Annotated in this window: 39 protein-coding genes; 1 reads left to right on the top strand and 38 read right to left on the bottom strand. The window is 70.7% G+C overall.

Features of this window, described 5'->3' with window-relative positions; translation table 11 throughout:
• Positions 1–4 precede the first annotated feature (4 nt).
• From OG622_RS28560 to OG622_RS28415, 30 genes are all read right to left on the bottom strand, one after another.
• Complete coding sequence (locus OG622_RS28560; protein ID WP_371579478.1) at positions 5–4,276, bottom strand: replication protein; 4,272 nt, start codon at positions 4,274–4,276, stop codon at positions 5–7.
• A gap of 27 nt (positions 4,277–4,303) precedes the next feature.
• Positions 4,304–4,567: a hypothetical protein gene (locus tag OG622_RS28555; protein WP_371579476.1), complete on the bottom strand. Its 264-nt coding sequence runs from the start codon at positions 4,565–4,567 to the stop codon at positions 4,304–4,306.
• A 158-nt stretch (positions 4,568–4,725) separates the two neighbouring features.
• Positions 4,726–5,094, bottom strand: a complete 369-nt coding sequence (locus OG622_RS28550) for a hypothetical protein (RefSeq protein WP_371579475.1) — start codon at positions 5,092–5,094, stop codon at positions 4,726–4,728.
• Positions 5,095–5,098: 4 nt separating this feature from the next.
• Complete coding sequence (locus OG622_RS28545; RefSeq protein ID WP_371579474.1) at positions 5,099–5,455, bottom strand: hypothetical protein; 357 nt, start codon at positions 5,453–5,455, stop codon at positions 5,099–5,101.
• An 87-nt stretch (positions 5,456–5,542) separates the two neighbouring features.
• Positions 5,543–6,313: an Ig-like domain-containing protein gene (locus OG622_RS28540; protein WP_371579473.1), complete on the bottom strand. Its 771-nt coding sequence runs from the start codon at positions 6,311–6,313 to the stop codon at positions 5,543–5,545.
• Between the two features lie 63 nt (positions 6,314–6,376).
• Positions 6,377–6,796: a hypothetical protein gene (locus OG622_RS28535; RefSeq protein ID WP_371579472.1), complete on the bottom strand. Its 420-nt coding sequence runs from the start codon at positions 6,794–6,796 to the stop codon at positions 6,377–6,379.
• Positions 6,793–7,074 (bottom strand): hypothetical protein, encoded by a 282-nt coding sequence (locus tag OG622_RS28530; protein ID WP_371579470.1) that lies wholly within the window; start codon positions 7,072–7,074, stop codon positions 6,793–6,795. The genes OG622_RS28535 and OG622_RS28530 overlap by 4 nt, the downstream gene beginning before the upstream one ends.
• Positions 7,075–7,084: 10 nt before the next feature.
• Entirely contained in the window at positions 7,085–7,432 is a 348-nt protein-coding gene (locus tag OG622_RS28525; RefSeq protein ID WP_371579469.1) for a head-tail adaptor protein, read from the bottom strand.
• Between the two features lie 12 nt (positions 7,433–7,444).
• A complete protein-coding gene (locus OG622_RS28520; protein WP_371579468.1) occupies positions 7,445–7,996 on the bottom strand; it encodes a mobile element protein in 552 nt (183 codons plus the stop codon).
• On the bottom strand, positions 7,989–8,495 hold the full coding sequence (locus OG622_RS28515; protein WP_371579467.1) for a hypothetical protein: 507 nt from the start codon (positions 8,493–8,495) through the stop codon (positions 7,989–7,991). Before OG622_RS28515 ends, OG622_RS28520 begins: the two co-directional genes overlap by 8 nt.
• Before the next feature lie 116 nt (positions 8,496–8,611).
• Positions 8,612–8,824: a hypothetical protein gene (locus OG622_RS28510; RefSeq protein ID WP_371579466.1), complete on the bottom strand. Its 213-nt coding sequence runs from the start codon at positions 8,822–8,824 to the stop codon at positions 8,612–8,614.
• 15 nt (positions 8,825–8,839) lie between these two features.
• Complete coding sequence (locus tag OG622_RS28505) at positions 8,840–10,168, bottom strand: phage major capsid protein (protein WP_371579465.1); 1,329 nt, start codon at positions 10,166–10,168, stop codon at positions 8,840–8,842.
• Between the two features lie 7 nt (positions 10,169–10,175).
• On the bottom strand, positions 10,176–11,075 hold the full coding sequence (locus tag OG622_RS28500; protein ID WP_371584248.1) for an HK97 family phage prohead protease: 900 nt from the start codon (positions 11,073–11,075) through the stop codon (positions 10,176–10,178).
• A 10-nt stretch (positions 11,076–11,085) separates the two neighbouring features.
• Entirely contained in the window at positions 11,086–11,577 is a 492-nt protein-coding gene (locus OG622_RS28495; RefSeq protein WP_371579464.1) for a hypothetical protein, read from the bottom strand.
• A 1-nt stretch (position 11,578) separates the two neighbouring features.
• Positions 11,579–13,522 (bottom strand): phage portal protein, encoded by a 1,944-nt coding sequence (locus tag OG622_RS28490; protein WP_371579463.1) that lies wholly within the window; start codon positions 13,520–13,522, stop codon positions 11,579–11,581.
• Positions 13,522–13,719: a hypothetical protein gene (locus OG622_RS28485; protein WP_371579462.1), complete on the bottom strand. Its 198-nt coding sequence runs from the start codon at positions 13,717–13,719 to the stop codon at positions 13,522–13,524. The genes OG622_RS28490 and OG622_RS28485 overlap by 1 nt, the downstream gene beginning before the upstream one ends.
• A 46-nt stretch (positions 13,720–13,765) precedes the next feature.
• The gene (locus OG622_RS28480; protein ID WP_371579461.1) at positions 13,766–15,517 is read right to left on the bottom strand and encodes a terminase large subunit; all 1,752 of its coding nucleotides are present in this window, start codon (positions 15,515–15,517) and stop codon (positions 13,766–13,768) included.
• Positions 15,489–15,968, bottom strand: coding sequence for a phage terminase small subunit P27 family (locus tag OG622_RS28475; protein WP_371579460.1), 480 nt, complete (start codon positions 15,966–15,968; stop codon positions 15,489–15,491). Before OG622_RS28475 ends, OG622_RS28480 begins: the two co-directional genes overlap by 29 nt.
• Before the next feature lie 113 nt (positions 15,969–16,081).
• A complete protein-coding gene (locus OG622_RS28470; protein WP_371579459.1) occupies positions 16,082–16,309 on the bottom strand; it encodes a hypothetical protein in 228 nt (75 codons plus the stop codon).
• 28 nt (positions 16,310–16,337) lie between these two features.
• Complete coding sequence (locus OG622_RS28465) at positions 16,338–16,727, bottom strand: HNH endonuclease (RefSeq protein WP_371579458.1); 390 nt, start codon at positions 16,725–16,727, stop codon at positions 16,338–16,340.
• Positions 16,728–16,771: 44 nt separating this feature from the next.
• Entirely contained in the window at positions 16,772–17,197 is a 426-nt protein-coding gene (locus OG622_RS28460) for a hypothetical protein (protein WP_371579457.1), read from the bottom strand.
• A gap of 301 nt (positions 17,198–17,498) precedes the next feature.
• Positions 17,499–17,699: a hypothetical protein gene (locus OG622_RS28455; RefSeq protein ID WP_371579456.1), complete on the bottom strand. Its 201-nt coding sequence runs from the start codon at positions 17,697–17,699 to the stop codon at positions 17,499–17,501.
• Positions 17,700–17,804: 105 nt separating this feature from the next.
• Complete coding sequence (locus tag OG622_RS28450; protein WP_371579455.1) at positions 17,805–17,984, bottom strand: hypothetical protein; 180 nt, start codon at positions 17,982–17,984, stop codon at positions 17,805–17,807.
• A gap of 85 nt (positions 17,985–18,069) precedes the next feature.
• On the bottom strand, positions 18,070–18,240 hold the full coding sequence (locus tag OG622_RS28445; RefSeq protein ID WP_371579454.1) for a hypothetical protein: 171 nt from the start codon (positions 18,238–18,240) through the stop codon (positions 18,070–18,072).
• Positions 18,241–18,328: 88 nt separating this feature from the next.
• Positions 18,329–18,988, bottom strand: coding sequence for a hypothetical protein (locus OG622_RS28440; protein ID WP_371579453.1), 660 nt, complete (start codon positions 18,986–18,988; stop codon positions 18,329–18,331).
• A complete protein-coding gene (locus OG622_RS28435; protein ID WP_371579452.1) occupies positions 18,985–19,491 on the bottom strand; it encodes a hypothetical protein in 507 nt (168 codons plus the stop codon). Before OG622_RS28435 ends, OG622_RS28440 begins: the two co-directional genes overlap by 4 nt.
• A gap of 47 nt (positions 19,492–19,538) precedes the next feature.
• Positions 19,539–19,736 (bottom strand): hypothetical protein, encoded by a 198-nt coding sequence (locus OG622_RS28430; protein ID WP_371579451.1) that lies wholly within the window; start codon positions 19,734–19,736, stop codon positions 19,539–19,541.
• A complete protein-coding gene (locus OG622_RS28425; RefSeq protein WP_371579450.1) occupies positions 19,733–21,349 on the bottom strand; it encodes a hypothetical protein in 1,617 nt (538 codons plus the stop codon). Before OG622_RS28425 ends, OG622_RS28430 begins: the two co-directional genes overlap by 4 nt.
• An 80-nt stretch (positions 21,350–21,429) precedes the next feature.
• Positions 21,430–21,912 (bottom strand): hypothetical protein, encoded by a 483-nt coding sequence (locus OG622_RS28420; protein ID WP_371579449.1) that lies wholly within the window; start codon positions 21,910–21,912, stop codon positions 21,430–21,432.
• Positions 21,909–22,220 (bottom strand): hypothetical protein, encoded by a 312-nt coding sequence (locus OG622_RS28415; RefSeq protein WP_371579448.1) that lies wholly within the window; start codon positions 22,218–22,220, stop codon positions 21,909–21,911. Before OG622_RS28415 ends, OG622_RS28420 begins: the two co-directional genes overlap by 4 nt.
• 167 nt (positions 22,221–22,387) lie before the next feature.
• On the opposite strand from OG622_RS28415, the gene OG622_RS28410 reads away from it, so the two are divergent.
• A complete protein-coding gene (locus tag OG622_RS28410) occupies positions 22,388–22,684 on the top strand; it encodes a helix-turn-helix domain-containing protein (protein ID WP_371579447.1) in 297 nt (98 codons plus the stop codon).
• Positions 22,685–22,777: 93 nt separating this feature from the next.
• Here OG622_RS28410 and OG622_RS28405 read toward each other — a convergent pair whose 3' ends face one another.
• From OG622_RS28405 to OG622_RS28370, 8 genes are read right to left on the bottom strand one after another with little or no spacing between them, the layout of a single operon-like run.
• Positions 22,778–23,443 (bottom strand): hypothetical protein, encoded by a 666-nt coding sequence (locus OG622_RS28405; protein ID WP_371579446.1) that lies wholly within the window; start codon positions 23,441–23,443, stop codon positions 22,778–22,780.
• Complete coding sequence (locus OG622_RS28400; RefSeq protein WP_371579445.1) at positions 23,440–23,658, bottom strand: hypothetical protein; 219 nt, start codon at positions 23,656–23,658, stop codon at positions 23,440–23,442. The genes OG622_RS28405 and OG622_RS28400 overlap by 4 nt, the downstream gene beginning before the upstream one ends.
• Positions 23,655–23,882, bottom strand: a complete 228-nt coding sequence (locus OG622_RS28395; RefSeq protein WP_371579444.1) for a hypothetical protein — start codon at positions 23,880–23,882, stop codon at positions 23,655–23,657. The genes OG622_RS28400 and OG622_RS28395 overlap by 4 nt, the downstream gene beginning before the upstream one ends.
• Entirely contained in the window at positions 23,882–25,063 is a 1,182-nt protein-coding gene (locus OG622_RS28390) for a hypothetical protein (protein ID WP_371579443.1), read from the bottom strand. The genes OG622_RS28395 and OG622_RS28390 overlap by 1 nt, the downstream gene beginning before the upstream one ends.
• 2 nt (positions 25,064–25,065) lie before the next feature.
• Positions 25,066–25,635, bottom strand: coding sequence for a hypothetical protein (locus OG622_RS28385; RefSeq protein ID WP_371579442.1), 570 nt, complete (start codon positions 25,633–25,635; stop codon positions 25,066–25,068).
• Positions 25,632–25,934, bottom strand: coding sequence for a hypothetical protein (locus tag OG622_RS28380; protein ID WP_371579441.1), 303 nt, complete (start codon positions 25,932–25,934; stop codon positions 25,632–25,634). The genes OG622_RS28385 and OG622_RS28380 overlap by 4 nt, the downstream gene beginning before the upstream one ends.
• The gene (locus tag OG622_RS28375; protein WP_371579440.1) at positions 25,931–26,317 is read right to left on the bottom strand and encodes a hypothetical protein; all 387 of its coding nucleotides are present in this window, start codon (positions 26,315–26,317) and stop codon (positions 25,931–25,933) included. Before OG622_RS28375 ends, OG622_RS28380 begins: the two co-directional genes overlap by 4 nt.
• Positions 26,314–26,520 (bottom strand): hypothetical protein, encoded by a 207-nt coding sequence (locus tag OG622_RS28370; protein WP_371579439.1) that lies wholly within the window; start codon positions 26,518–26,520, stop codon positions 26,314–26,316. Before OG622_RS28370 ends, OG622_RS28375 begins: the two co-directional genes overlap by 4 nt.
• Between the last annotated feature and the right edge of the window lie 104 nt (positions 26,521–26,624).

The following is a 26,624-nucleotide window of genomic DNA, read 5'->3' as shown; positions in this document are numbered from 1 at the left end:
TCCTCTACTGCTTGCGACGGCGGGACGAGGCCCGGCGTACGGCGGTGAGCCCGGCATCCACGCGGCCGTCGGCACGGTCGTCGACGTACGCGCTGAACTCACGGCCGTCGACGACCAGGCGCAGCCGCGTGCCCGGGGTGAGGCCCTGCGGCGTGGACGCTGTTGCGGCGATGCCCGCCGGGGACACGGTCGGGACGCCCGGAGCGGCGGCATCGGCGACGCGCGCGGCCGCGGCCGCCACGCTCGCGGCGGTGTTGTCCAGGCCGACCCCAACACCCGCGCCGGCCATCTCGCCGACCCACTGCGTGGCCTTCGACGGAGACTTGATCTTCAGCTTCTTGCGGATGGCCGCGACGAGCCCGGCGCCCAGCCGGTCCATCGCCTTCTGCAGCTCCGCCTCCTGCGCCTGCAGGCCCGTCAGGAAGCCCTTCCCGGCCTGCGCTCCGGCGTCGAACATCGCGTCGGCCATCGTCCGGCCGTATGCCGTCGACAGGGCACCGCCCGCTGCGGCCACCTTGTTCAGCTGGCCCAGCTGGCCCTTGGACGCCCCGGCGATCAGATCGATCAGCGGACCGCCCGGCCCCTGGGCGACGAGCTGACTGATGATGTCTTGGCTGACCCCCTTCTTCGACAGCCCGGCGATCTGCTTGCGGAACGCATCCGCCTCGGCCTGGCGGGACTTCAGTCCGCCGAGCAGGTCGGAGAACGTGGACACCTCGCCGACCTGCGAGAGGCCGAAGAAGTCTTGGGCGGACTTCTTCTGGTCGGAGGCCGCCGACTTGGCTGCCTCGAGACGGGAGTCCACGCTGTCGCGCTGCTTGGCCAGCGACTGCAACTTGGCGGACGCCTTCGTGCTCGAGGCAGCGAGCGACTTGCCCGCGGCGCCGGTGGCCTTGAGGTCCTTGGTCAGCTCGGCGAACGCCTTCTTGATGTCCGCCGCGCTGGCCGTGAGGACCTTGCTCACGGAGGTGAGGTCACCGGGGACTTGCTTGCGCGCGGCCGCCCGCGCCTTGGCGCTACTGGTGCCCTTGGCGTAGCCGTCGAGGACACCCATGCCGGGGGCCATCCGCAGAGAGTCACGGTGGTTGAGGATCTGCTCCCCTCCGCCGAAGTGGACCAGCTCGGGGCCGAGTTCACCGACCCACGCCCAGCCGGGTGTGGCGCCGCGGGTTCCCTTGGCGTATCCCTTGAGGCCGTAGGTGTCGGTGAACAGCGAGGCCCGGTAGCTGCGGGCGCGCGACCCGACGATGACACCGTCTCCGCCGCGCGACTCGACGTTGACGCCGTTGATCGTGCCCGCAGTGTGGCCGACACCGGAATTCGTGATCCCGATACGGAAGGGTGAGCTGGCGCCCTTGACCCAGCCGGCCGGGGCCGACGAGCCGGAGAACGCGCCGGTCGCCCAACGGCGGTGCGGCTTCTGTCCTCGGATCACGGACTCGATCGCCGACATGAAACCTGAACAGTCCCAGCTCGGATCACCGTTGCCGCCCCACTGGTACGGCTTCCCGTTCTGGGTGCGCGCCCAGGCGAGGGCCGACTTGAAGCCCTTGCCTCCGATGCCTGCCGCGCCGAGCTTCTTGTCCGCCGTGTCGGTGTAGCTCAGCAGGGACTTGACCATCTTCTCCGGGACCTTGGTGATCATGTCCCGGTACAGCGACGCGGACCCCGAGATCCGCTCGATGAGGGGCCTGACCACCTTGTTGATCCCGGCGAGGGCGCTGGCCTTCATGCCGTCCTTCAGCCACGACACCCCGGACTTGGCGATGTCGACGCCCTTGGAGGCGGTGTTCTTCACCCAGCCGAAGATGCCGCCGTCCGCGAACCCCGGCAGGCCGAGGGCGCGCTGCACGCCGCGGATTCCTCCGCCGCGTGCAGCGGCGTTCATGGAGTTGACGTAGCCGGGGCCGACCGCCCGCGTCCACTCCGGCCGCATGACGGCCTCGCCGCCGGACAGCGCCGCCAGGTGCACGTCCCGGCCCGGCGTGTAGCCGGGCAGAACGCCACCGGTGGCGAACGTGTAGGCCGGCAGCTTGGGAGCCCCGAAGGCTCCCGCCACGGTGTTCCAGACACCGCGCAGCTTGCCGTACACCGTGTTCACGACGAAGACGACGGGCGCCTTCGCGATCCCCTTCACCTTGTCCCAGGCCAACTTGATCGCGTCCTTGGCCAGGCGGAACGCGTCGCCGACCTTGCCGACGGCCGCGCGCAGCTTGTCCAGGACGGGCCGGATCCCGACGTTGTAGCCGTCGGCGATGACCGACTTGATCCCGGACAGCGCAGGCGAGACGGCACTCTTCCACAGCCACGTCGCCCCGGCTCCCACCGCCCGGAACCCGGCGCGGACGAACCCGAAGTAGATCTTGACCCCGGCCCACCAGAGCTTGAAACCGCCGACGATCAGGTCGATCACGGGCGAGATCGCCACGCGCCAGAGCCACATCGCTGCCGCTCCAACGGCCCGGAATCCGGCCCCGACCAGGGAGAAGTAGAGCTTCGCCCCGGCCCACCACAGCTTGAATCCGGCGATGATCCAGCCGATCACCGGGGAGATCGCCGACTCCCAGAGCCAGACGGCCACCGCGCCGAGTGTGTAGAAGATGACGCCGACGGCGGTGAAGTAGATCTTGGCGGCGGTCCACCACCACTGGAACGCCTTGACGATGAGCCCGATCACGGGCTTGAGCACGACGTCCCAGAGCCACAGGGCTGCGACCGAGATCGCCTTGAAGGCGGCCTGGACGATTGTGCGGAAGGTCTCGCTCTTCTTGTAGGCGATGACCAGCGCGGCGCCCAGGGCGACCAAGGCGATCGCCACCAGCACGAACGGATTGAGCGCCATGACCGCGTTGAGTAGGCCCTGGGCTATGGCGAACCCGTTCGTCACCGCGGTGCCGATCAGGATGGCCGCGCGGTAGACCGAGAACACGCCCGTGACGAAGGCGGTCGCGATGGCCTGCGCGTTGAGAGCGATGGTCAGGCCGCCGACCGCGATCGCCGCAGGGATGAGCCACACGCCGAAGTCCCGCAGCCAGCCGATCGTCGCAGCGCCGGCCATCCACGTCAGGCGCAGAGCAGGCACCAGCGTGACGGCCAGGACGGAACCGAGCCCCTTCACCGGGGGTAGCACGTTGCGGTTGAGGAAGCTGCCGGCCTTACTCAGGACGGGCAGCACCTGGCCGCCGAGGAACGTCACGAAGCCCTGTTTCAGGCCCCGGACGAACACCTCGAGTTCGTGCGAGGCCCCCGAGTGGAGGTCCTTGCCGAGCTGCGTCGCCGCCCCGGACATATCCCCGAAGGCCTTGGTCGCTTTGCTCGGGTCCAGCTTGAACAGTGCCGAGCCGACTTCCTCGGCCTGGGTGCCGAACAGGCCCACGGCGGCCGCCTCACGGGCCACCGGGTCCTTCATCTCGCGGAGCTTGTCCAGGACGGTCTGCAGTCCGGCCGACGCGCTCTTGCCGCCCTTGGCGATCTTGCTGGACATCTCCTGTGCGGGCAGGCCCAGCGCCTTGTACGCGTCCTGGCTGGACTGCGACATGTCGATCGAGCGGATCGAGAACTCTTTGAAGAGGTCGGCCAGGATGTCCGTGTCGCGGGCGCCGCCCTTGAGGCCCTGCTGGAACAGGCCGAGGCTGGTCTTGGCGTCCAGGCCCAGCTTCTTCAGCTGGACCGGGTACTCCTGGAACGTTTCCAGGAGGTCCTCCGCGTTGGGGCCCAGCTTCTGGAAGCCGGTGGTGATGATGCCCAGCGCTGTCTTCGCGTTCGGCGCCAGACCGTTCTTCAGCAGCGCGGACACGGCCTGGGACTGCAGCCCCATGTCCGTGCCGAAGGTGGTCGCGACGTCCGACATCTGCGCGGCAATGCTCTTGAGCTGTTTGTTCGTCGCGTCCGGCGGCGCCAGACCACCGGAGACCACGGCCCGGATCGCGTCCGCCGCGCCCTGGACGTCGGCGGTGATGCCCTTCGCGTACAGCTCCCCGGCGATCTTCCCGTACCGGGCGGCGTCCTTACTGGTCGCGCCGAGCTGGCCCTTGAGAACCGAGGTGATGTTCGCCTGCTCCATCGCCTCGGTGATCCCGGCGACCAGCAGCGCACCCGCGGCCGCGCCGGCGACAGCGGCACCCACGAGGAGCTTGTCCTTGAGGGTGCCGCCCGCCGCCTGCCCGGCGTCCTGCCCGGCGTCCTCAGCCGGGCCGACGAGCTGGGAGCGCAGCTCGTCGCCGATCCCGCGTACGGAGGGGATGATCTGAAGCGTGGCGTAGCCGACATTCGGCACAGGGCACCCCCGGTATTCAGTTGTCGGTCAGCTGATCTCCCCGGCGGCGATCGCGCGGCGCCGATCGGCGGCGCGCGTGAGAGCGGCCTTGCGCTTGGCCACCCGCTCGGGGCTGTTCTTGTCGCGTCCGCCCCCGACTCCGGGGCGGGACAGGGGCTTGGGCGGCTTTGTCTGCTTGGACTCCTTGACGCCCTCGTTGGCCCGCTGCCAGTTCGCGACCCGCAGCTCGTCGATCACAGCCGCGGTCAGATGCTCCTGCAGGCCCCACACGCTGTCCGTGTCACCGGTCACCAGACGCGTGCGGGCGCGCGGGGGGAGCTGACGAACGTAGCCGCCCAGCTCCCGCCATGTCAGCAGTGGGCACCCGGACTCGTCGCGCCGGTACAGGTCGGACAGGCGGATGCCGTACGTCTCGCGGAGGTCTGCTTGGACTGCCTCGCCGTGCTCCTTCAGGAGTCGGACGAGGCTGGCGATTCCCCCGGGTCAGTGCCGCAGTGCTTGCGGTAGGCCTTGAAGAGGGCCTCCATCTTGTACTGAGGCAGGGGCGACTTCTGGAAGTCCTCCCACTGGTCTTCGCCGAGTGCGGTCTCGAACGCCGCCATCATCGCGCTGGCGTCGCCGCCATCGGCTCCCGCCAGCAGCGGCCACACGTTCAGACCGGCGATGTGCTGCATCGTGAAGCGCCTGTTCGGGTTCTGCTTGCTCGCCCACATGAAGCGGAAGGGGCGTAGCTCGGTCTCGGCTTCGACGGTGTTGAGGTTGAAGTCGAACACCTCGCCGTCGCCGGAGTTGCCGGTCGCGGTTCGGGATCCTGCCATGGTGCTACTCGCTCTCGTTCTTGCTGGGCTTGGGCTTGAGGACCTGGACCGCCTCGGCCATGAGCGTGAGGCGGACGGTGCTGATGCCCTCGGGGTTGAGGCCGATCTCCATCGGCTGTCTGGCGATCAGCCAGGGGAACGGCTCGCCATCGATGAGCACGGCGCCGCCGGGCTCGACGACGATCTCCTTCGCACACACCGGCTCGGGCTGCTTCTCCTGCCGGTCGGCGGCGCGCCGTTCCTCGACGAGGGCGGCCACCACCTTCGAGCGGTGCCGGTTCGGGACGGACTCGCCCTGGGTGATGACGCCGAGCTGTACGGCCTTGGCGTTGATCTCGGCGTCGGTGAACTGCAGAGGCACAGTGCCTCCTTCGGTCTCGTGGTTCGGGGTGGGTGGTGCACCGGGCGCGGGCCGAACCGCGACGAACTCCCCGCGCCCGGGCGCTGGTCAGGCCGTGACGGTGACGGCGCAGGTGTCGGTCTCGCCGAGGTAGGAGGCGGTGACCGTGGAGGCGCCGGCCGCGATGCCGGTGACGAACCCCGCGCTGACGGTCGCCTTGGTCGGGTCCGAGGAGGACCAGGACGCCTCGGCGGTCACGTCGGCCGTGCTCGCGTCGGAGTAGGTGGCGGTCGCGGCCAGGGCGCCGATCTCCCCGTCGGCCACGGTCAGGGTGGACGGGGCGACCGAGATGGACTCCAGGATCGGCGTGGCCTGCCGGTTGAACAGGACACCACCGCTCGTCGGGAAGATCGTGGCCGCGATGGTCGCCGACTCGAGGTCGGTTTCGTTCTCGCCGTGGTCGCCGTCCAGCGAGCACTCGGCGTACTGGGCGGTGATCAGGCGGCGGACCTTCTCGCCCTCCCGGGTCTCGAACGCCACCAGGACGCGTTCCGGCTTGGGCACCTTGATCTGCGTGTCCGTGGACCCGGGCCACACGAGCTTGCGGGTCCACTCGTTGTCCTCGAGCGCGGTGAAGCTCTTGGTGAGCTTGAAGTGGTTGCGGCTGGTGCGGACGATGATGCCGCCCCAGGCGAACTTGTCGTCGGTGTCCTCGTCGCGGGTCTCGGGGAAGCCCTCGTCTCCGTCGAGGAGGCCGATGAGCTTCCAGTCCGATCCGAACGGGGTCTCCGCGTCGGCGGGCAGGGTGGCGCTCAGGTTCCAGGACACGTACACATCGGCGTCGGTCCAGAGGTTCGCGTTGGTCGGGTCGCCGGCCACGGCGCCCTCCTCTCATGTAGCAGGTCAGCAGGGAGCCGCGGTTCAGCAGCGCAGCCTCGGCGGTCAGGCCAGCCGGGGCTTGATGTTGGCGAGCACGGTGAACGTGCTCAGGGGGTTGTCGGAGACGTGGTCGACGGCGGCGATCGGGCCTGTGCCCGGGCGGACGCCGCGGATGACCGGGCCGGAGTGAACGATCAGCAGCCCTTGGCAGAGCATCGCGAGGTCGTGCGCCTGGTCGTCGTCCTCGTGCCAGATGGTGACCCGCAGCGTGACGCGGGCGTTGGCCATGGACGAGTGCGGCAGGTCGCCGTCCTTGCGGACCATGACGTACGGCAGCCGGTCGAGTTCGGGCGACCGGTCGGCCGGCACCTTCGTGCCGACCGTGACGTCCTGCGCGTACGCCTCCACGCGGGCGGCGAGGGCGTCACGCAGGACGGTGGCTCCGGCAGCTTGGGCGTCGCCGAAGACGGTCAGGGTCTTCATCGCTGCCAGGCCTTCACCTCGAGCCCGGCCGCCGCGGCGGCGCGGGTGAGGATGCCGTCACGGGCCTGCCACGCCATGGCCCGGACGTCCTGCACGGTGATCGAGGCGGCGCCTCGGTCGGTGGTGTAGCCCTTCACCGAGACGACCACATCGCCGGGTACGTTGCCGCGGACGTGGCCGGCGATCTGGTCGGCCAGGCCGTCCACGGCGGCGCGGAGTTCGGGGCCCCTGAGGACCTCGCGTACGCCAGCCGCATCAAGCCGGAAGTCGACAAGCACGGCCCACCTCCTATCCGGTCGCGCGGACCATCGTGAACTCGGTGTGGTGGTGGGCGCCGGTGAGCGGGTCCGGCCACGGAGCGACCTCGCCCTCCACCAGGAGGGTCATGCCGTTCCACTCGATGCGGTCCCGGGCGGTGATGTCCGGGGCGGTGCCCTCCTCGGACTGCACCCGCCAGCCGGTGATGACCGCCGTACGCGTCGCGTCGGTGGTCTCCGCCTGGCTGGTGGGCTGGACGTTCAACTGCCCGACTGCCGCCCGCGTGACGGCGCCGTCTGACCAGTCCTCGACGGTGTTGCCGCCCCGGTCCGTGCGCGTCCCCGCGCGCACGCGCACGACCGAATCGAAGAAGAACACGACTCTCCCTCCTCACACGTCGGAAGCTGCACGGACCGCGTGCCGGGCGACGCACTTCGTCCAGGCCTCGGTGGATCCGGAAGCGGCCTGCGCCCCGAACGTGACCGACTGCCCGCCGACGGCCTTGGACTGCACGCCCACCGGGATCGTGAACGCCGCCTCGGCCCGCTCGCCCACGACCTCTTGGATGTCCTCGGGGGAGGTCGCGAAGCCGTGGCTGTAGCCGACCTGCAGGCAGCGCAGCTTGTCCGGCCACACCCGGCATCCCAGCCGCCGCAGGATGCCCGCATCCGACCAGTCGTAGTCGGTGCCCTCGACGAGGGTCACGCCCTCGAGGACGACCGACTGAACGGCCGTCGTCGGCCACACCGGCAGCAGCAACGACTCACGGCCGTTGCCGTCCAGCGTCACCGTCTCCGTCGTCACCGGAATGACCGAGTGCCCGACCTGCCCACGAAACCGCCGAGACGCCGACAGCAGCGCATACAGCAGCTTGGGGTCGTCCTCGGCCCGGCCGAGCTTCACCGCGAGCTCGGCCGGATCCGCGAGGTACTCGTCAGCCACCGCTGCTCTGCGCCTTGTTGGCCGCCGCCGGGCGGGCCTTGTTCGCCGATGCCGACTGCCGCTTGGCAGCCGCCTTCTTCACCGGCGCCTTGACGGGCGCCTTCGCCGCGGCGTCACCCGGGCCAGCCGGGTCGGAGGATGCCGCCGGGTTGTCGGCCTCGGTCACCGCTGCCTCCTCCGGATCGTCCGGATCCGGCGCAGGCGTCGGGTCTCCCGGCGCCTGGACGTCACCGCCGGAGTCCGCAGCCGGCTGCACCGGCTCCGCCCCCGCACCGGCATCAGCAGCAGCCACGGCCTGGACGTCACCGGAGTCGTCAGCAGCGCCATCGCCGTCACCACCGTCGGACTCGTCGACCGGCTGGATGAGCGGGATCGTCGACGCCGCCCCAACGACGTCGGCCGGCCCCACACCGAGCCGCTTGGCGTCGGCTTCGTTCAGCTTCATCACGGTCTCCACGCCGCCGCGCGTGACCCTGTACTTCGCCAGTGGTCCGCTCACCGCGGCCACCTCCTCGATGCGTAGGTCCACCGGCACCACATCGGAGGGCGGCCCGCACGTCGCATCCTTCGCTCCGCACGGGCACCGCCCTCCGGCGTTGCGGTGGGTGAACAGGGTCACGGCGCGAGCTGGCCGGACGTGCGCATGGCCGCGAGCAGCGCGTTGAGCTTGGTGCGCAGCGCGTTCGTGTCGGTCAGGAGCGCGTCGAACTCGGCCTTCGTCGGGTTCGCGCCGGCGGCCGCCGCAGCGGTCGCGGCGGCGGCGTTGGCGACGGCGGCGGTCTGTTTGCCCTGGCGGGACGCGCCCGCGGCGGGGTCGAGGTAAGCCATGAGTACAGCCTCCGATCAGGCGGTCAGGTCGATCTCGACGAACGCGGACGGCTGGATGACACCGAAGGCCGCGCGCATCTCGGCGAGGATCGCGACGAGGTTGCGGACGAAGAAGTCCAGGTGGCTGTCGGTGACCTGGATGGTGGCCTGCTCCCGGTCCCACAGGACGGCCTTGCGGAAGTCGCCGACGTAGCCGGTGCCCGCGGGGACGGCCTCGGTCTCGATGACCGGCAGGTTCCACAGCGGCATCGCGGTGCCGGCGCCGGACGGGCCGCCGAAGTAGTAGCGCGCCTCGTTGTCCTGCAGGAGGTCGAGGGTCTCGAGGTCGGCCGGGTTGAACAGGTAGGCGTTGGCGAAGGAGCGGCCCACGGTGCGGACCTTGGTCTTGGCCTTGCGGGTCGTGGTGAGCAGGTTGGTGTCCCACGCCTGCGCCTGGACGCCGGAGACGGTGCCGAGGCCCTCGAAGTTCTCGCCCGTGTTGTCGCCCTGGATCATCTGATCCTCGAGCTCCTCCTCCAGCCCGTACAGGAGGAACGCGTCGATCAGGGTGCGGATCTGCGCAGCGTCGGACAGGGACCGCTTGGTGGCCGGCATCCAGTGCGCGATCGTCTTGACCGCCGCTGTGATCTTCGCCAGGGCGAGACCGGACTCCGGCTTGTAGCCGCCGCCCGCGGCGTTCACGAGGGCGCCCGCCGCTTCCGGCGCGGTCGGCGCCGCTGCGGTCGTCGCCTCGGCGATGGGCGCGGCGTTGTTCGTCACCGAGGTGACGCGCACGTACTCCACCGTGTCCGAGGTGGTGGTGCCCTGGGTGACGACGTCCCGCAGCCGCAGCGGCCGCTGGAACACGTCGAGTCCGACGGCCAGGCCCCGGTAGTCGTTCTGGACCAGGGCCCCGCCGGAGGTGTCGGATGCGCCGGTGACCAGCGACTTGAAGCCGACCATCTCCGACTGCACACGCTGCTTCGCGCCGAACTGACCGCCCTTGGCCTGGGAGAGCAGGGCCTTGTACTCGTCCGACTCGGTGACCTGGGCGCCGAGGGACTTGGCCTTGTCCGGCAGGTGGAAGCCGGACGCGGTCTGGCGGTGCCCGTTCTCGTCGGTCTTGGCGTTCAGGGCGATGTCGTCGCCGAGCTGGGCGAGGGTGTCCTTGAGCTGCTGGTTGCCCTTGAGCTCCTCGATCGCGGCCTTGGCCGCGGTCGCCTTGGACATGTGCTCGCGCAGCTGCGCGGTCTCGTCCGGGGTGAAGCCGCGGTCACCGTCCTTCTCGGCGGCCTCGGTGATTTCCCGGGCCTTGAGCAGGTGGTGCTTCGCCTCTTCGATCAGTTCCTTGATCGTCTTGGCCATGGTCTCCTCATTCCGTGAGCGAGACCTCGAGCTCCAGGAGCTCGAGGTCGGAGCGCAGACGGAGGGAGTCGGCACCGGCCTTGGCGGCATCCACGGGGGATGCTTCGCGGAGGTCCGGCGTGGTCTCGTCCTCGGTCGTGCTGGGGGTCTCCTCCGGGGTCGCCTTGGCGGGCGCGGGCTCTTGGGGCTGGGCGGGCGGCGTGATGCCGCTGGCCGCCGCAGAGCCGGGCTGGCCGGTCTCCTCGGGGGTGGTCTTGGGGGCGGCCGGGTGCCGGGCCTTCTCAGGCTCGGCGGCGGCCAGGACCTCACCGATAGACGTGTGCGCGGCGGTGAGGCGGTCGTAGTTCGCCGACGACAGGACGCGGCCGGCCTTCGCGCCGGTGGCCAGGTGCTGGGCCTTCGCGGCGAGCAGCTCGGTCTCGCGGTTCACGCCGAGCAGGCACGGGCCGACCTCGTGAAGCTCGACCTGGCGCAGCTCGTAGTAGCCGCCCCACCGGTGGGTGTCGTCCTTCACCCACGCCCCGCCGCCGTTCGGCACGTCGTAGGCGAAGCTGAACTGGGTGACGCGGCGGCCCTTGAGCAGGCGGTACACCTGCTTCGCGGTGGGGTTCTCGTCGTCGCCCGTGAGGTCGTCGATCTGCCCGAGGACCTCCAGGCCCTCGAAGGTCTCGGTGGCTTTGACGACGTGACCGATGTGGGAGAACGGGTCGGACCACTGGTGGGCCCAGATGACGGGGACGTCGTCGCCCTTGGCCGCCCAGTCCATCAGCGTCTGGGCGAAGGCGCCCGGGCGGACCACGTCGCCGTACGTGTCCTCGTTGTTGAACACGCTGACGAGGGCGAGGAACTGACCCTCTTCCAGACCGTCGGCGACGCCCGCCGCCTTGACCTTGGCGGTGACTTCCATCGTGCGCACGTCAGCGCTCCTTCCTGGTGAGAGCCGCGCGCAGGGTCGCCTCAGCTCGCCGGTAACCGGTCTCGTCGTCGCGGTTCGTGAAGGAGAAGGGCTCGCCCTCTTCAGCGGCGAGCAGCTGCCAGCCGGTGATATCGCCGCCCTCTTCCTGGTTCAGGGCAAGCGCCAGGCCGCGCGGATGGAACGCGATGCGGTTGATCAGCCACAACAGACCGGACTCCCGCAGGGCGCCCAACGGCTGCAAATCACCGCAGGATCGGAAGGTCCCGCTCGGGTATTGATCCCCGCATTGCGCGTCCGCCCACTGCACGCGGGCACCGTGCAGAGGGTGCTCCGGGTGGCGCTTGTTGAGCAGCTCCTCCATCGACAGCGCAACGGTCATCTCGCCGAAGGGCTGCCTTGGGTGGATCAGGCAGACGTGCCCACGGGGATATTGCGCTCCGTCCCAGACACGGCCATCGGTCAGATGCAGGCGGAAGGGCCGGGCCCACTCCATGTCAGCCCCCCTCGTAGTCGAGCTTGCAGTTGCAGTTGACGAGCTCTTTCGTCTCGCCCTTGCCGTCACCGGGCCAGCGCAGACCGTTGGAGAACACGTCGTCCAGCGACACGGACTCGCCGTTCTGCGCCTTGTGCGAGGCGCGCGGGTTCGTGCCACCGGTGCGCCAGATCTTTTTCGTCAGCCCGCTCGCGCCGGCCGCGTCGTGGCCGCCGAAGGAGCGCAGCTCGGTGGAGGCGGTCAGTGCCCGTGCAGCGGCCGCGGTGCCCCACGCGCCCGCGGCCGTCTGCAGGGCCTCCCGCCAGCCGTCGCCGCCCTCTTCCTGCACCGTGGCGACGGCCTCCCGTCCCGCTTCCTCGTGCTGCGCCGCATGCGTCTCTGCAGCCGCGAGGATCCAGGCGAGCATCACATCGGCCGACCAGTCCTCGGCCTCGGGGTTGTGGACGTCGAGGACTTCCCACGCACCGACCTGCGCGAGCCGGAACCCGTGGTTGCCGAGCAGCGCCTGCAGCTGCGCGAGCCGGTCCTCTGACCCCTTGGCCCACAGCTCCAACAGATCCGGCATCCCGTCCTCGTTGGCCTTCACGCCGGCCGCAACGAGCAGCGCATCGGCCTGCCGCTCGCTGAACCGGACGAGGGTCTTCTCGAGGGCGTCCCGCTCGGACACGAAGGTGCCGATAGTGGAAGGCTTGCCGCTCGCCTTGGTACGCGGCAGGCCGCGCGCTTTGGGGGCCGTGTCTCCCGGATCGGGGGCCGTATCCCGGGGATTGGCCAGGCCGCCCTCGGTGACGTTCATCGGGACGATCAGCTCGTCCCCGCCCTCGACAGCCGGCAGGTTGTTCCGCGCCCGGATCTCGTTGCGTGTCATCCACGGCCCGCCCGTCGCGGTCGACGCTGCGGCGGCCTGCGACTCGAAGTCGCCACGCATCTTCGCCTCGACGTTGAACTCGCAGTACACGTCCCGGTTGTCGCCCGGAAGGTCGGGAAGGATCTGCGCCTCGAACTCCTGCGGCGTGCTCACCGTCCAGGGGCCGAGTGTGTCCTGGTACAGGTGGGCGTGCTGCTCCTTGATGTTGCTGTAGGTGGCGTGGTCGAGGATCCCGATCAGTGGCGGCGGGATGAAGTACGCGGCCGCGCACTCCTCGCGCGTCAACTTGCGCGCCTCGATGTACTGGGCCTGCTCGGGGTTGAAGCCGACCGGCTTGTAGTCCATGCCGTCCTCGAGGATCGGCGTGCCGCCCTCGGCGCCGCCGCCGGAGGAGAACGTCCGCCACATCTCGCGGAAGCGCGCCTTGTCCTTCCCGTCCCAGTCCGGTGCGTCGGCTGGCCGGACGAGGACACCGGTCAGGCGGGCCCCGCCTTTCCACATGGCCTTTCGCTGCTTGGTCGCCTCAGCCGACTCCAGGATCAGATCCCGCAGAGCCTCGATCGGGGACTCGCCGTAGGTCAGGTCGGTCGGCGAGTAGCCGTGGATGTGGACCACCTCGTCCACCCCGAACTCCCTGCCGCCCGCTGTCTCGTAATGGTCAGGGCGGATCCAGTTCCCGCCGTACGGGCGGATCAGCGTGGGCGGCACGGGCAGGATCCGCAGCCTGCTGTCGAGCTTCACCTTGATCCCGTACCAGTTGTCGTAGAGACAGAGGTCGGACACGAGCCGCTCAATGAACCGGTACTGCGTCATACCCGGCAGCGGCTCGGCGAGCAGCTGGGCGAGGGGGTGGTCGCGCAGCCGCTCGCGGTCGGTGTCGCTCACCCGCCGGAAGACGTGGACGCCGAGCTGGGCGATGTTCCGTGCGATGAACCCGATGACGGTGCGGACCTGTGGCTGGGTGCGCCAGATCGTCTCGTACTCCCACGGGGCCGCCCGCAGCGTCATTGCCGAGTACGCGGGCAGCACTCCGGCCCCGGTGGTGGAGAGTTCGCCGGAGCTGACCACGAACGCCATCAGCCACCCCCTCCGGCGAGGACCTGGGTGAACTCCACCTTCGACCGCTCGACGACGATCTCGCCGTCGACGGGCTGCGCGGGGCGTCCGGCCTCGAGGAGCTCCGCGTCCCGCAGGACCAGGAGCGGGCCCCGCTGCGCCCACAGGATCCCTCTGAAGGCCTGGTCGGCGAGGTTGACGACGACCCTCTTACGCACCGCTGTACGGCGCCACGCGAACACAGCAGCCTCCCGCTTCCGGCCGCTACACGACCATGATTTCGTCTTCGTCCGCGTACCGGGACTTCCGGCGCGGGGGCCTGGCGATGATCTCGGCCATGGCTGTGGCCAGCGCTGACACGCCGTCGATCTTGTCGTTGCTGTTGGCCTTGTCGGGCTTCACGTTGCCCGCGGGGTCCATGACGACGGCGAGGTTGTCGACGCACCAGCGCACGACGGGATGCCCGCCGTGCCGCAGCGCCGGCGCCTCGGGGGTGCCCTGCAGCGTGAGCCGCTGGATCTCTTTGAGGACCGGGCTCATGGTCTGGAAACCTTGCCTCACTTTGACCATGGGGGCCCGCTCGGAGACCAGGTCGTTGGTCAACTGGCTGGCGTTCCACGGGTCGTAGCCCAGCGACTTGACCTTGAAGGTGTCGCGGTCGCGGCGGATCTGCTCCTTGATGAAGTCGTAGTCCGCCACGTTGCCCGGCGTCTTGGTCAGGAATCCTTCGCGCACCCACCGGGATGCGGCGCCGGCGGTCCGCTTGTCGAGGGAGGCGAGGTTGTCCTCCGGCGTCCAGAACCGCCAGACCGCGTCCAGGGTCCCGGTCTCGTCGTCGGGGAACAGCCAGCACAGCGCACACAGGTCGCTGGTGCTGGCGAGGTCGAGGCCGCCCCAGGTGTCCCGTTCGGCGAAGGCCTGCTCGTCGACCATGCCCGCGTTGCGGTCCCACGCGGTCAGGAGCAGGAACTTCGTCTCCTGCTTGGTGCGGATCCCCAGGTGCAGGCGAAGGAACTTCGCCAGGTCGGCCGGGGACTGCTTGGCCTCGTCCGACCGCGCGCGCATGTACGCGCGGGTCGGGCTGATCCCGTACCCGGGGTTGGCCTTGCGCCAGGTCGCCTCGTCGTGCGGGTCGTCGTCCTTCTCGGCCGCCCACACCACGCCGTACACGGTGTGCGCGGTGAACACGCGCCGCGACAGCTGCTCGATCCGCGTGCGCTTGCGGTTGTAGATCGTCTCCCGCTTGCCGGAGTCGGCCGTGGTGATGATGACGATCAGCGGCTGGGTACGCGAGCCGGTGCCGGTCTCGATCGTCTCGACGAGCTCGGGGTCCTTGTGGATGTGGAGCTCGTCGATGACCGCGCCGTGCAGGTTCGCACCGTGCTGGGCGTCAGCGACCGAAGCGACGCACTCGAAGTACGAGTTGCTCCGCTTGTGGACGATCTTCTTCTTCAGCGCGACGACGCGGTCCTTCAGCGCCGGGGCCCGCTCGGCGAGCTGCTTGATCGGCGCGAACACGAACCCGGCCTGCCGCTCCGACGTCGCGGCCGCAACGACCTGTGCGCCGGGCTCGCCGTCCGCGCAGGTCAGGTAGATCGCGATGCCGCCCGACAGCGTGGACTTGCCGTTCTTGCGGGGCACGTCCACGTACAGCTCGCGCACCACGCGCACGTACGCGTCTGCGTCCTCCTCCCACTGCACCCAGCCGAAGACGGGCGCGATGACGTACGCGACCTGCCACGGATCCGGCACCAGCGGGCTGCCGGCCCACCGACCCTGGGTGTGCCGGAGCTTGGAGAACGCGCGGATCACCGTGTCGACGCGGTCCGGGTCGAACACAGCGCCGGGCGCCTCGCCCGGGCTGGGGGTCTGAATCAGCGGCGGGCAGTCCGGCAGCGGAATGCCGCGGCTGAGGAGGTACCAGGCGACCTCGGGGGAGAGCTTGAGCCGCTCGAGCTCGGCCTCGTCGGGGAGGTCGAACTGCGGCTCAGAACGGGTTGTCGTCCTCTTCGCCATCGTCGGCCCCTCTCGCCAGGGCCTGCTCGCTGGAGGGGGTCAGGCCGAACTGTGCGGCGAACGCCCGCAGCTCACGGCCGGCGGAACGCGCGATCGCCACGGCGGGGTTCGGCACGATGCGCGTCGTCTCGGCGCCGGAGACGCTGATGGTCGTGACCTCGGAGGTGATGCCCTCGCGGCTGACCGTCCGGGTGGCGGTGACGAACTGGGACCAGGTCTCGCAGTAGGCGGCGAGGACCGCACGGTCCTCCTCCTTGAGGAGGTCCAGGCGCTCGAGGCCGGGCGCGACCCGCTTCCACTCGGCAGCCGCCTCGCGGCTGAGCCAGGTCGGCGCCCGGGGCGGGATGCGGCGGAAGGCCGGCCCCTTGTTGACGACGCGGCCGCCGGAGTCGCGGCCGGGCGCACGCCCCGAGATGAGCTTGAGGGCGGCTGGCTTGGCGGTCCGTCCCACGGGATCACCCCCTGACCTGCATGTTTACTCAGCGTGATCGGTTCGGCGGCCATCGGCCGAAATTTATTCTGAGCGTAGAGATGCCGAGTTGACCGCGGCGGGCCCCCAGGAAATCAGGCTGGTGATTTTGACTCCCCTACCCCCTCGGAGGACCTCGGAAGGGCCTTCGGGGTGCCCCAGTGGGCCAGATCGGGGTGGGTCACGAGCCCGTCGGCCTGGATGATCGCCTTCGCGGCGTCGCGCAGGATCTCGTGGAGCAGCTCCGCGCCGAAGCCCTGGCCAGAGTTGGCGAGCTCCTTGCGGAAGTCGATCAGGCGCTGTGCCGTCGTGGGCATGGTCATGGGAGCCTCCTGGGGCGTTGGGGAGTGGTCAGCGGGCCTTGCGGCGCCTCTGGTTGGCCCGTCGGGCCTCGGCCTTGCTCTTGGCGTCGTGGCACGAGGTGCAGGCGAGGCCGAGGTTGTCGAGGGAGCGGCGTGCTCCGCCTTCGCTGATGGGGATGACGTGGTCGAGCTCGTGCGGCTCGGCGTCTTCGTCGTCGGGGTCGACGGGTTCGGCGCCGCACATGTAGCAGCAGCCGTTGTCACGCGTGGTGACCTTGGCCTTGAGCTTGCGCCACTCGCCGCTTGAGATGCCGTATCGCTCGGCCTTGTTGTCTCGGCCTCGCCATGGGATGGGCTGGTGATCATCACAGCGTGATCCCTTGGTGGCGAACTCAGAGCACTCGGGGTCGGTGCAGCGTGAGGGTGGGGCGTACGGCACGGGTTACCTCCCCCTGGGGGGTCCCGGGGGGAGGTGCCCCAGGGCTACTCCTGCGCGGCCTCGGTCTTGGTGATGCCTGTGGCCTCACCGTTGACCATGGTGGCGAAGATGCGTGCCTGGGCTTCCTTACGCGCGGGGACGGGCACGAGGACGATGCCCTCCTGGTGCTCGATGGTGATGAACAGCTGGCTCATGTCCTTCTTGGCCCAGATGGCGAAGACACCGATGAGGGCGACGCGTGTGGCTGTGATCCGTTTCCGAGCGGTCTCGCCTGCCTCGATGGTGACGCGTGCTCCCTCGATGGGGATGGCCTGCTGGTTGGGCATGCGGACCTTGCCGCTGATGACGGTGACGCCTGCTGCGGCCGCTGCGGCTGTGATCTGTCGCTGGCGCGCGGCTGCGGCCTTCTCCTCGGGTGACTTCTTGTTGCCGAACATGTCGGCCCCCTCCTCGTCGCGGTTGCGGGCCACATGGTTCCACGGTCGCGATGGCGTGAGATTGGGGTTCTCGTAAGTCAGGGAACCTGGTGAGAGTAGGCCGGGGTGCAGTGGTAGCACCCGCCCGTCGGCGTACCGCAGCCCCACGCGGCTGCGGGAGACCTTCCCCGGGTCTCGTGCGCGTCGGGCGGGTGCCGGGCATCGAAAAAGGCCCTCGGGTCAGGTCCCGGGAGCCTCTTCGATGCGTGTGTGACGCCCTGTTCGGGGGCGCTTCGTGGAGCATGTTTGGACATGCTGGACGTGGGTCGAGTGTTACAGGAGGTCAGAGGAGTGGTCAAGCCGCATCCTGGCGGGCCTTCTCGGCCTTGCTGTGGACGACCTGCTGCAGCTCTTCGAGGTCGACGAGGGCGCGGCGGCGCTTGTCGTAGCCGTGGTGGGTGATCTCGCCCCGGTGGATCCACTGGCGCAGGGTGGCGGGCTTCTGCGTGACGCTGAGGGCAGCGGCGTAGATGTCCACGATCATGGGATCGCTCATGTGTTCAGGATGTCACCTGCAGGTGGGTCGTCTTGGGCCGCACCCGGGCACGGCGAAGGCCCCGCTGCGACGGGGGCGCGGCGGGGCCGTACAGCGGGAGGACGGTCAGTCGTCGTCCTCGTGGAGGCCGACCCGAATCTCCTTGATCTTCCCGCTCGTCGAGAGCTCGGCCCGGAGCGGGTTGGTGCCGGGAGCGCCGGCCTTCTTCGCCGCTTCCACGAAGGCGACGAGCTCGTCGAGGGTCAGGTCCTTGTCTTCACCGATGAAGGTCAGCGCGGCAGGCATGAGTCCAGGATGGCGTACGAGGGGGCCTGGGCGGGAGCGGTGGACGCGGTCGCCTTCAGCTGAGTCGGACGGCGGCGGACGTCGATCAGCTGGCGCTAGGGTCCACGCCGTTCTGTTCGCGCATCGCCCGGTTGGACTGCTCGGCGAACTGAGCGAGCTGCTCGGGTGTCCAGTCGGCCGGCTGGGGCGGGAGGCCGGCCACTGTGGTGGCAAGGCGATCGGTCTCGGTCTGGGTGCTGCGGTTGAAGAGGCCCATGATGGTGCTCCGTCTCGTTGCGTGCGGGATGGACCCGGGGCGGCCGGTTAGCTGGCAGGCAGGCGGCCGCCCCGGGGGTCTGAGTGGCTCAGTCGTCGTCCGGGGTTCGTGCCGGGCGGTTCCTGCAGGCGTCGTCGGCAACCTCGCTGACGAGCCGTCCGCCGTCGCCGATGGCCTCTACACGGGTCCCCTTCTGGGGGCCCTCTCCTGGGGTGTTGTCGGCGTTGTTGTTGTCGTCTGACCTGCAGCAACAACGCTCGTCGTGGGGGTCGCTGGCAGGGGAGGAGGCGGGCGGGATGTGGGCTATGTGGACGCCCGGGCCGTTCCCCGTGGGTGTGCGGACCGCCTTCCACGGGATGTCGGCCTCGTCCAGGAGCGCCTTCACGGCCTTGGTGTCGGGCAGCTGCAGCTTGTCCCGGAGCGCGGTGAGGAGCACGCTGCCGCCGATGTCGACGGCCAGCTCGCGGAGGGCGGCGGCGACGTCGACATCGACGGCCTCCTCCCCCGGCTCCTGGTCGTCGCTGCCGCGGCGGCCGAGCCAGCCGCGGGCCTTCTGCCAGCCGACGCAGATGAGGATGCCGGTCACGACGTAGGCGATGTCCGGCATGGCGGCGACCAGCCCCCAGGCCGCGAGCAGCGCCACCCCGGCGAGGACGGCCTTGGCGGCCTGTTCGGCCCGCTCAGAGGTCTCCCCCGCCTCCTCGACGGTCTCCTCTTGTTCCTGCGGTTCGGCTTCGGTGTGGCTCATCCGAAGACCCCGTTGAAGCCGCTGCCCAGCAGGTTGGCGCCGCTACCGAGCGGGATCGCAGCGACGCCGGCGACGTTGCCGGACAGGGCGATGGCGATACCGGCGAACGAGCCCGCGACGATCTTCCCGGTCGGGATCTTCTTCGCGAACTTGCACAGGGCGATCAGGAGGACGGTGAGGAGCAGCACGATGACGTAGCCGCCGTCCGTGAGGGCGAGCTGGGTGGCGCGGGTGACGTCCGGGGCGTTGCCGCCGACGCCCCAGACGAGGCCTGCGTAGCCGGCCACGTTCGCGGCCCAGAGGTTGAGCCAGACGGCGAGGCCGAGGGCGGAGGCGGAGCCGAAGGCGGCGAGGGCGGCGAGCATGCCGTAGAGCAGGGCGAGGACGAAGGGGACGAGGGCGGTCCAGCGGCGGCCTTCGGCGAACCACCAGCGGACGGCGAACCAGAGGATGACGGCGACGCCGGCGGTGACGCCGCCGAGGTTGATGGCCATGTACGGCATGGGTCAGTGGCTCCAGACGGCCGCGACGCACGCGGCGGTGGTGGTGGTCATGGGAGGGCCTGGGCGATCGGCTGGAGGGCGGCGAGCAGCAGGCAGGCCGCGCCGATGGTGACGGCGGTGCCGCGCAGGAGGCGTGGGGCCCAGGTGGGGGTGTGGTCGTCCCAGCAGGCGACGGCGAGGGCGAGCGCCAGGCCGACGATCCCGATGCAGACGGCGGCCAGGAGCAGCCCGGCGGCGGGGATCACGGGGTGGCTCCGTCCAGGAGGGTCCGGATGGCCTTGGCCTTGGGCTGGCCGATGCGGAGCTCCTGCTTGAGTACGCGGATGCCGGCGGGCCGGTTGTGGGTACGGCGGTGCGCGGCGTCGACCTCTCGGGCCCGGGCGAGTACGGGGTCCTCGGTGTCCGTACCCGGCGTACCCAGCGGCGTAGGTACGGGCTGTACCTCGGGTACGGGTACGGGAGGTACGCCGGGTACGGGCGTCTCCGCGGTACGGTCCGGCGTCTGCCGGGCGGTGGTCTCACGCTCCTCGCGGGCGGCGGGCTCCCCCATGTCCTCGCGGCCGTGAGGTACGGCGGGTACGTCGGGGATACGGGCGTGTACCTCGGTGCGGGTACGGCCCGACCGGCTCATTGCGGCGGGTACAGCGCACAGGACCTCGCGGTGTACCTCGGGGGCGGTGGTGATGTCGAGGTGCAGGCCACGCGCGGTGTACTCGTACCCGGAGACCTGGGGTACGGCGGGTACGGGTACAGGCTGCGGGGTGGGTACGGCCTCGGCGGCGGCCTCGATCTGGGCCCGCTCGGGGGCGGCGGGTACGGCCGGGACAGGCGCGGGTACGGGGTCCGGGTCGGCCGCGCGGAGGGCCATGCGTACCCGGGTCTCGGTGACGGGTACGCCGTACCCGGTGCAGAGCTCGGCGAGCTCGGCGGGTGTGGCGTCGGGGTGGGCGGCGTGGACGCGGAGTACGGCGTCGAAGGGGTCGAGGCGGCGGAGCTCGGCGCCCGTGACCCCGAGCGGGGTACGCGGGTACGGATCGGGTACGGGCTCGGGTACCCAGGGGCTGGCGACGGGTACGGTGCGGAGCTCGTCGGCGCTGCGGCGGCCGGCGAGCTGCTGCAGGAGGTGGTGGCGCTGGTCGCCGTGGACGGCGGCGCCGGAGCGGGCGACCGCGGTCTTCAGGGCGGCCCTCCCCCACGGGCCGAGCCAGCGTCGGGAGGCGAGGCGTACGGCGCGGGCGGTGGCGCGGTCGCGGCTGATCTGGACGGCGGTGCGGCCGCGGGTGGCGAGGCCGAGGCGGGACAGGAGGCGTTCGCGGAGCTCGGCGCCGATCTGTGCGGGCAGGCCGGTGGAGAGGGCCTGGGGTTTGGCGACGCGGATCTCGAGGCCCATGGCGAGGTGCCAGAGCAGGCCGGCCATGACGGGGCCGAAGAAGGCGCGCACCGTGCCGCCCAGGAGGCCGGACTCGGTGAAGGCCGGGATGACTTGGACGCCCGTGATGGTCCAGACGAGGACGCCGGGGACGCCGGGAGTGCCGGCGGTGTCGTCGGTCGCGGTCGCCTTCTTGTTGGCGCGGGCCATGACGGCGCAGGCCAGGAGAGCGATCTCACCGGCGGCGAACATCACCCCGCGCTCTGTCACGTCGACCATGTCCAGGCGGTGTTCGGCGAACCGCCAGGACGTGTCGGCGGTGTAGAGGGTGCAGACGAGGGCGCCGAGGCTGGCGGTGAGGACCGCTCCGCTGGTGCGGCGGGCGATGACCCAGCACAGGGCGGCCACGGCGAGCAGGAGGAGGCCCGCGGCGAGAGCGGCGGGCCCGTAGGCGGCCGCCACTCTGGCGTAGGGCTGGTCCAGGATCACGTGGGCTCCAGAGAGGGAGGAACAGAGAAGGGGAGGCCGGGCCCCGCCGGGGGTGGAACGGGGCCCGGCCGGTCGGCGGGTCAGGCGGGTCCGTTCTCCAGGCCCGGGGTGGCTTCAGCGGCCTCGGCCGCGAGCGCGGTCAGGCCCGAGTCCATGGGCGGCTCGTCGCCGGCGTGGCGCTGGGCCTCGGCGGCGGCGTAGTCGGCGGCGGCCTCAGCAAGCAGCTCGGCGGCCGTCGCGCGGGTGCCGGGGCCTGCGGGAGCGGTGGCGGCCGCGGCCGCTCTGCGGTCGTCGTCGAACTGGGCGCGGGTGCGGTAGCTCGGCGGGCGCTTGGCGGCCTGGTCGCGGAGGTAGCGGGCCTCCCACTCGATGCCCTCGTACGCCCTGCCGTTGAGGACGGCGTCGATCGCGAGGCGGACGTTCTGGACCCGGTCGTCGAGGAGGCCCTGGTGGGCGAGCTCGGCCGTCCGTTCCGGGGCCGGGACGGGCAGGTCGAGGGTGTCGGCGATCGCGGCGAGCAGGTCACGGACGGGGCCCGGCACGGCGGGCTGCGGGGCGCTCATCCCAGTTCCTTCGCTGCGCGGCGGAGGAGGAGGGCGTACTCGCCGCGGGTGAGGAGGGCGGGGCGGTCCGGGAGGACCCGGTACATGCGGCTGATGCTGTCCTGGGCGACCACGTTGGGGAGCGGGCGCAGGATGGTGTCGGCGGCGATGTCGATGGCGCGCTCGAGGTCGAGGCCGGCCAGGGGCTGGGAGGCGTCCATCTCGAGGAGGCGGGCCGTGGTGATGAGCATCTGCGCGGCGTAGGAGGGGGTGTCGAGGAGCACCTTGAGGGCTACGTCGACCGGGTTCGGCTGGGTAAGGTCAGGCACTGGATCTGCCCCTTCGTTCGCTTCAGGGTGGGTCCGCCCCCCGGCCATATGGAGCTGTGAACTCCGGCCGGGGGGCTTTGTGCATCAGCAGTTCGGACTGCTTGCTCTTGACTGTAGGGGTCCCCTACAGTCAATGCAAGCGGCCCGCCAAAAGAGAAGGGTCGGACGTGAGCGACGAGGAGGTGCGCCGCGTGACGGAGGCCGTCGAGGCAGTCGAACAGATTGCCGACGTGGAGCAGCGTGTCAGGGCCAAGAGCCGGATCATGGCCGCGCAAGTGGAGCGCAACCGCGAGTGGGCCAAAGAGCGGGATGAGCTGATCCAACGGCTGCACCACGAGGAGGGCCTGTCGTACCGCAAGATCGCCGCGCGCCTGGAGATCAAGCTGAGCACCGTGCAGGACGTCTTCCGCGGGTACAAAGGGTCCGGCACCACGCGCCCGAGGAAGGCCGAGCCGGAGGAGTAGCTGAACGCACTGAGCCCCGCCACCCCAGTCGAAGTGGGGTGGCGGGGCTCTGGCGTGTCCGGGGCACACGCTACGCCGTGGTGACGGGACATGTCAGGCCGCCGCCGCCTGCAGCTCGTCGGCTACGGCCTGGTTGCCGGGCTGGAAGTGGCGCAGGGCGAGCCACCGGTCCGGCGGGTACACGCACAGGCACCATTCGCACCGCACGGCGGTGCGCATGTCCGCGAAGATCTTGGCCCCGCAGATGACGCCGGAGGGGTCGACGGCGATGCAGTGACCGAGGAACGTCGGCGGCGGCCGGTCCAGGCCGTGACCGGGCTGGACGACGCGGTGCACGCGCTGGAAGAGCCGGCGGATGTCCCAGGCGAAGCTGTCGCCGGCGTACCAGCGGGCGATCCAGTCGAGGTGGTGGTCCAGGTCGGTGGCCGCGATCGTCACGCGGTTGCCGAGGCTGGCCGCGCGCTCCGGCCGGTCCCAGCCGCGCGTCTCGTACAGGGCGATGCGCCAGTCCTCCAGGACGCCGACGATGCCGCCCTCGGCTCGCAGGTCCAGGACTTCGCTGTCCAGGGGGAGGGGGGCCTCGGCGAGGCGGACGCGGCCGCCGTATTGGGCGCTGCCGGTGGTGCCGGGGGTGAGCCAGGACTCCAGGGACGCCCACAGTCGGGGGAGGCGCACGAGGCGTTCGTGGGTGGCGTGGGTGCAGCTGGTGCAGAGGCTGCCGTATTCGATCTCGCGGGTGTCACACAGGGTGCAGATCATGTGTGCTCCCCTTCCTGCTGGTGGTGCGTGGGGTCGTCGGGCCACTCGATGTGGCCGCCTCCGTAGCCGCGGATGAGGTCTGCGGGGGTGGGGGCGGCCGAGGTCAGCCCGTACTGCGGGTCGTCGATCGCGACGGCCCAGCCGTCGGCCGTCTCAAAGCCGTCGAGGACCTGTCCGTGGGGCAGGTGGAGACGGAACGGCCGGGGCTCGGTCATGTCCCGGTGCGTGGGGCGGGGTGTGGGCGGACATGGACGACGCCCGGGCGCAATGACTCGTCCGGTACGAGGGGCAGGTCGGACGCGCGCCACGCTTCGAGGACTTCCGGGGCGGCGCGGGTCTCGGCTTCCTTGGGCCGCAGGATGTCCTCCAGCAGGGCGAGCGTGTCCGGCTCGGCGGCGATCTCCTGCGCCGGGTTGGTGCGGAAGAGGTGGAGCTGCATCAGCGCCTCCTCGACGGGCCGGTGTCTCCGGGCTGGTAGAGCGCCACGTCGGCGAGGTGAGGCGCGAGGATCTCCATTGCTCGCCCGATCCCGGGCTGGAACCACGGAGCGTCGAGGCCTGCGCCGGTGAAGAGAGCATCGGCCGGGCTTTCCAGTGCGGACCGGAAGCTGACGAGGGCCTCTTCGTACCGGGCCCGGGCCTCGGCGATGGACTGCTGCAGGTGCTCGCTGAAGATCTTCCTGAGGCTCTCGTGCTCGTCGCAGGTGAGCGCCGGGTGGTCCGAGTGGCGCCCTGATGGACACGGCGGGACCCAGTGCGACAACAGCTCCACCGGCACGCACGGCGCCTCGGATGCGTGGACGTCGTCGAGGAACGCGCGCCTGAACTCGCCCGCCCCGTCCGGCGCATGGACCTGCGCGTTCTCGTCCGGGTGGACGACATCGGGCGCTGGTGGTCGTGGCTCGTCCACCAGCGGGCGGTGGCCCCACCGCTTCTCTACCTGGTCCTCGGTGATCGGGTTCTCGCGGTACGGCTTCGCGGGCAGCGGCTCGCCGGTGCGGTGCGCCCACCAGCCGGCGCACACCATCGCGCCGAGCGGCAGCCCGCGGAACATGGCGACCGGGGTGTAGGCGCCGGACGCGGAGACGGGCAGACCCTGGTGGCAGTAGAACGGCTCGTCCTCGGGGAGCCGGGCGCCGTTCGCCTCCAGCTCCGGCGACCCGGGCCGGTACGCGCAGTCCCCGCACGGGGCGCGCATCACCCCGGGCGGCCTGGGTGCGCGTTCGGCCTCGCCGCACGGGTCGGCGGTGAGACCGGTGCCGGCGCAGTGATGACAGTGGTCGATGTCGCGGCCGTCCTTGTCGAGGACCAGGCCGCCGGTGCAGAACGGGCACTTGAAGGCCGTGATGCACAGGCCAGCGCTCCGCACAGGTGTGTCCTCGGATGCAGGGGCGAGGCGTTTGACGGCGACGCGGGAGGACATGACGCTGAGGTCGCGGTCGGGCCAGCGGGCGATGGTCCAGCCGGGCTCGGGGTAGATGTCGCCGTCGGTGGTGTGGATGACGAGCTGGGTGCCGTCGAAGTGATGGCCGTCCTCGCCGAGCCACGCGATGAGGCCGGGGTCGTGGGTGCCGTTCCAGATGCGGGTGTCTACGTTGGCGGCCACAGTGTGCTGCAGCACGGTCAACCCTCCTTGCGGTAGTTGACGGAGAAGCCGGGCAGGCCGAGGCCGAAGTCCGGGTCGGCGGAGGCCGGGCGGAGCGGGGCGCGGAGCTCGGTCTCGTCGACGCTGCACATGGGCTGGCGGGGCGAGAGGCCGGCCGGGACGCCGGTCCAGCGGAAGGGCTCGCCGCAGTCCCGGCAGTTGACCCTGATCTCGGCCGAGTAGCCGATCACGGTGGGGTCGTTGTCGCCAGCGGCGATACGGCCGACGTCAACGAAGGCGTCGAAGTTCTCATGCGTGCACGGCTGGTCGGGGTCGACGCGGGGCTGGACGCTGTCCGGCTCGATGGTCAGGCTGCTGTGTCCCCAGTGGGGTGAGCCGCCGTGGGTGACCTTGTTCCAGCCAGAGCCGTCCTCGTTGTCGATGTAGAACGTGTGGTCCCCGTACGTGACCTCGACGACGTTGCGGCGGGTGCCGACGAGATGGCGGGCCCAGTACTGGGGGAAAGCGCCGTCGTCGGCGACGATCGCGGTGACGCGGCGGGCCTGGCAGGGCTCGCCGTTCCAGCGTGTCTCCTGTCGTTCGCTCATGCGGCCTGGTCCTCCTTGAGTGATGCTTCGTTGACGGGGGTGCCGTAGCCGGCGGGGATGCCGAGGGCGTGACAGCACGGGGTGCAGCGGCGACGGCCGAGGCGGGAGAACAGGCCGGGCAGCTCCCAGCCGCGGCGGAGTCTGCAGGCGGCGCGCGCGGGGACCAGTCGGCCCTCATCGATGGCCGTGCGCAGCTGCTCGGGGGTGATGGCGGGTCCGGCGATGGCGTGCAGACTCCGCCACTTGCCGCAGGCCAGCCACCAGTGCCCGGCGTTCTCGGGGACGGGATGAGAGGTCATGCCGCGCCTCCGGCCCTGTGGAAGGCGGCCGCGAGCCCTGCGAAGGCCGCCTCCTCCTCGGAGGTGAGGGTGGTGCGCGCGCCAGCGGGGCGGGTGCAGTCTGGGCCGTGGACCTGACGGTCGGTGTGCCGCCAGAACGAGCAGCACGGTGCCGGGGGGACGAACGGTTCGTCGTCCTCGCGGTGGAACCACTCCAGTCGTTGCTGGACTGCCCGTTCGAGGCGGGCCTGGGCGTAGCAGCGGCGGGCGAACCACGCGAACAGGACGGCGGTGAAGAGGGTGGACAGTCCGATCCACCGGGGGTGGAGGTCGGGGTGGCAGGCGCCTGCGGTGAGGAGGATGGCGGCGGCCGCGCTGGCGTGGGCGTAGATGCGGGTGGTCATCGGCTGACCTCGATGTCCGGGATCGGGATGTTGGCGGCGAGGGCCGCGTGGAGTTCGCGGACGCGGAGGAAGGCGCCGGCGTCGCGTCGAGAGAGACGGCCTCGGGTGGTGTCCGGCAGAGCGCGCCAGCAGGAGCCGCAGAGGTACTGGCGGGGGTTGCGTCGGCCAGGGCAGCCGGGGCATTTGACGGTGCGGTCGGTCATCGGTTCCTCCGGCGGTCGCGGTAGGTGAGGGCGCAGATCGTCACGGCGGCGATCAGGAAGATCAGGGGGCAGGCGGCGCCGAGGATGTCGGCGCCGCCGATGGC

It is taken from the genome of Streptomyces sp. NBC_01314 (genome assembly GCF_041435215.1).
Classification (GTDB): Bacteria; Actinomycetota; Actinomycetes; order Streptomycetales; family Streptomycetaceae; genus Streptomyces.
Note: the sequence above shows the minus strand (reverse complement) of the source record. Positions and strands in the feature narration are given on the sequence as shown.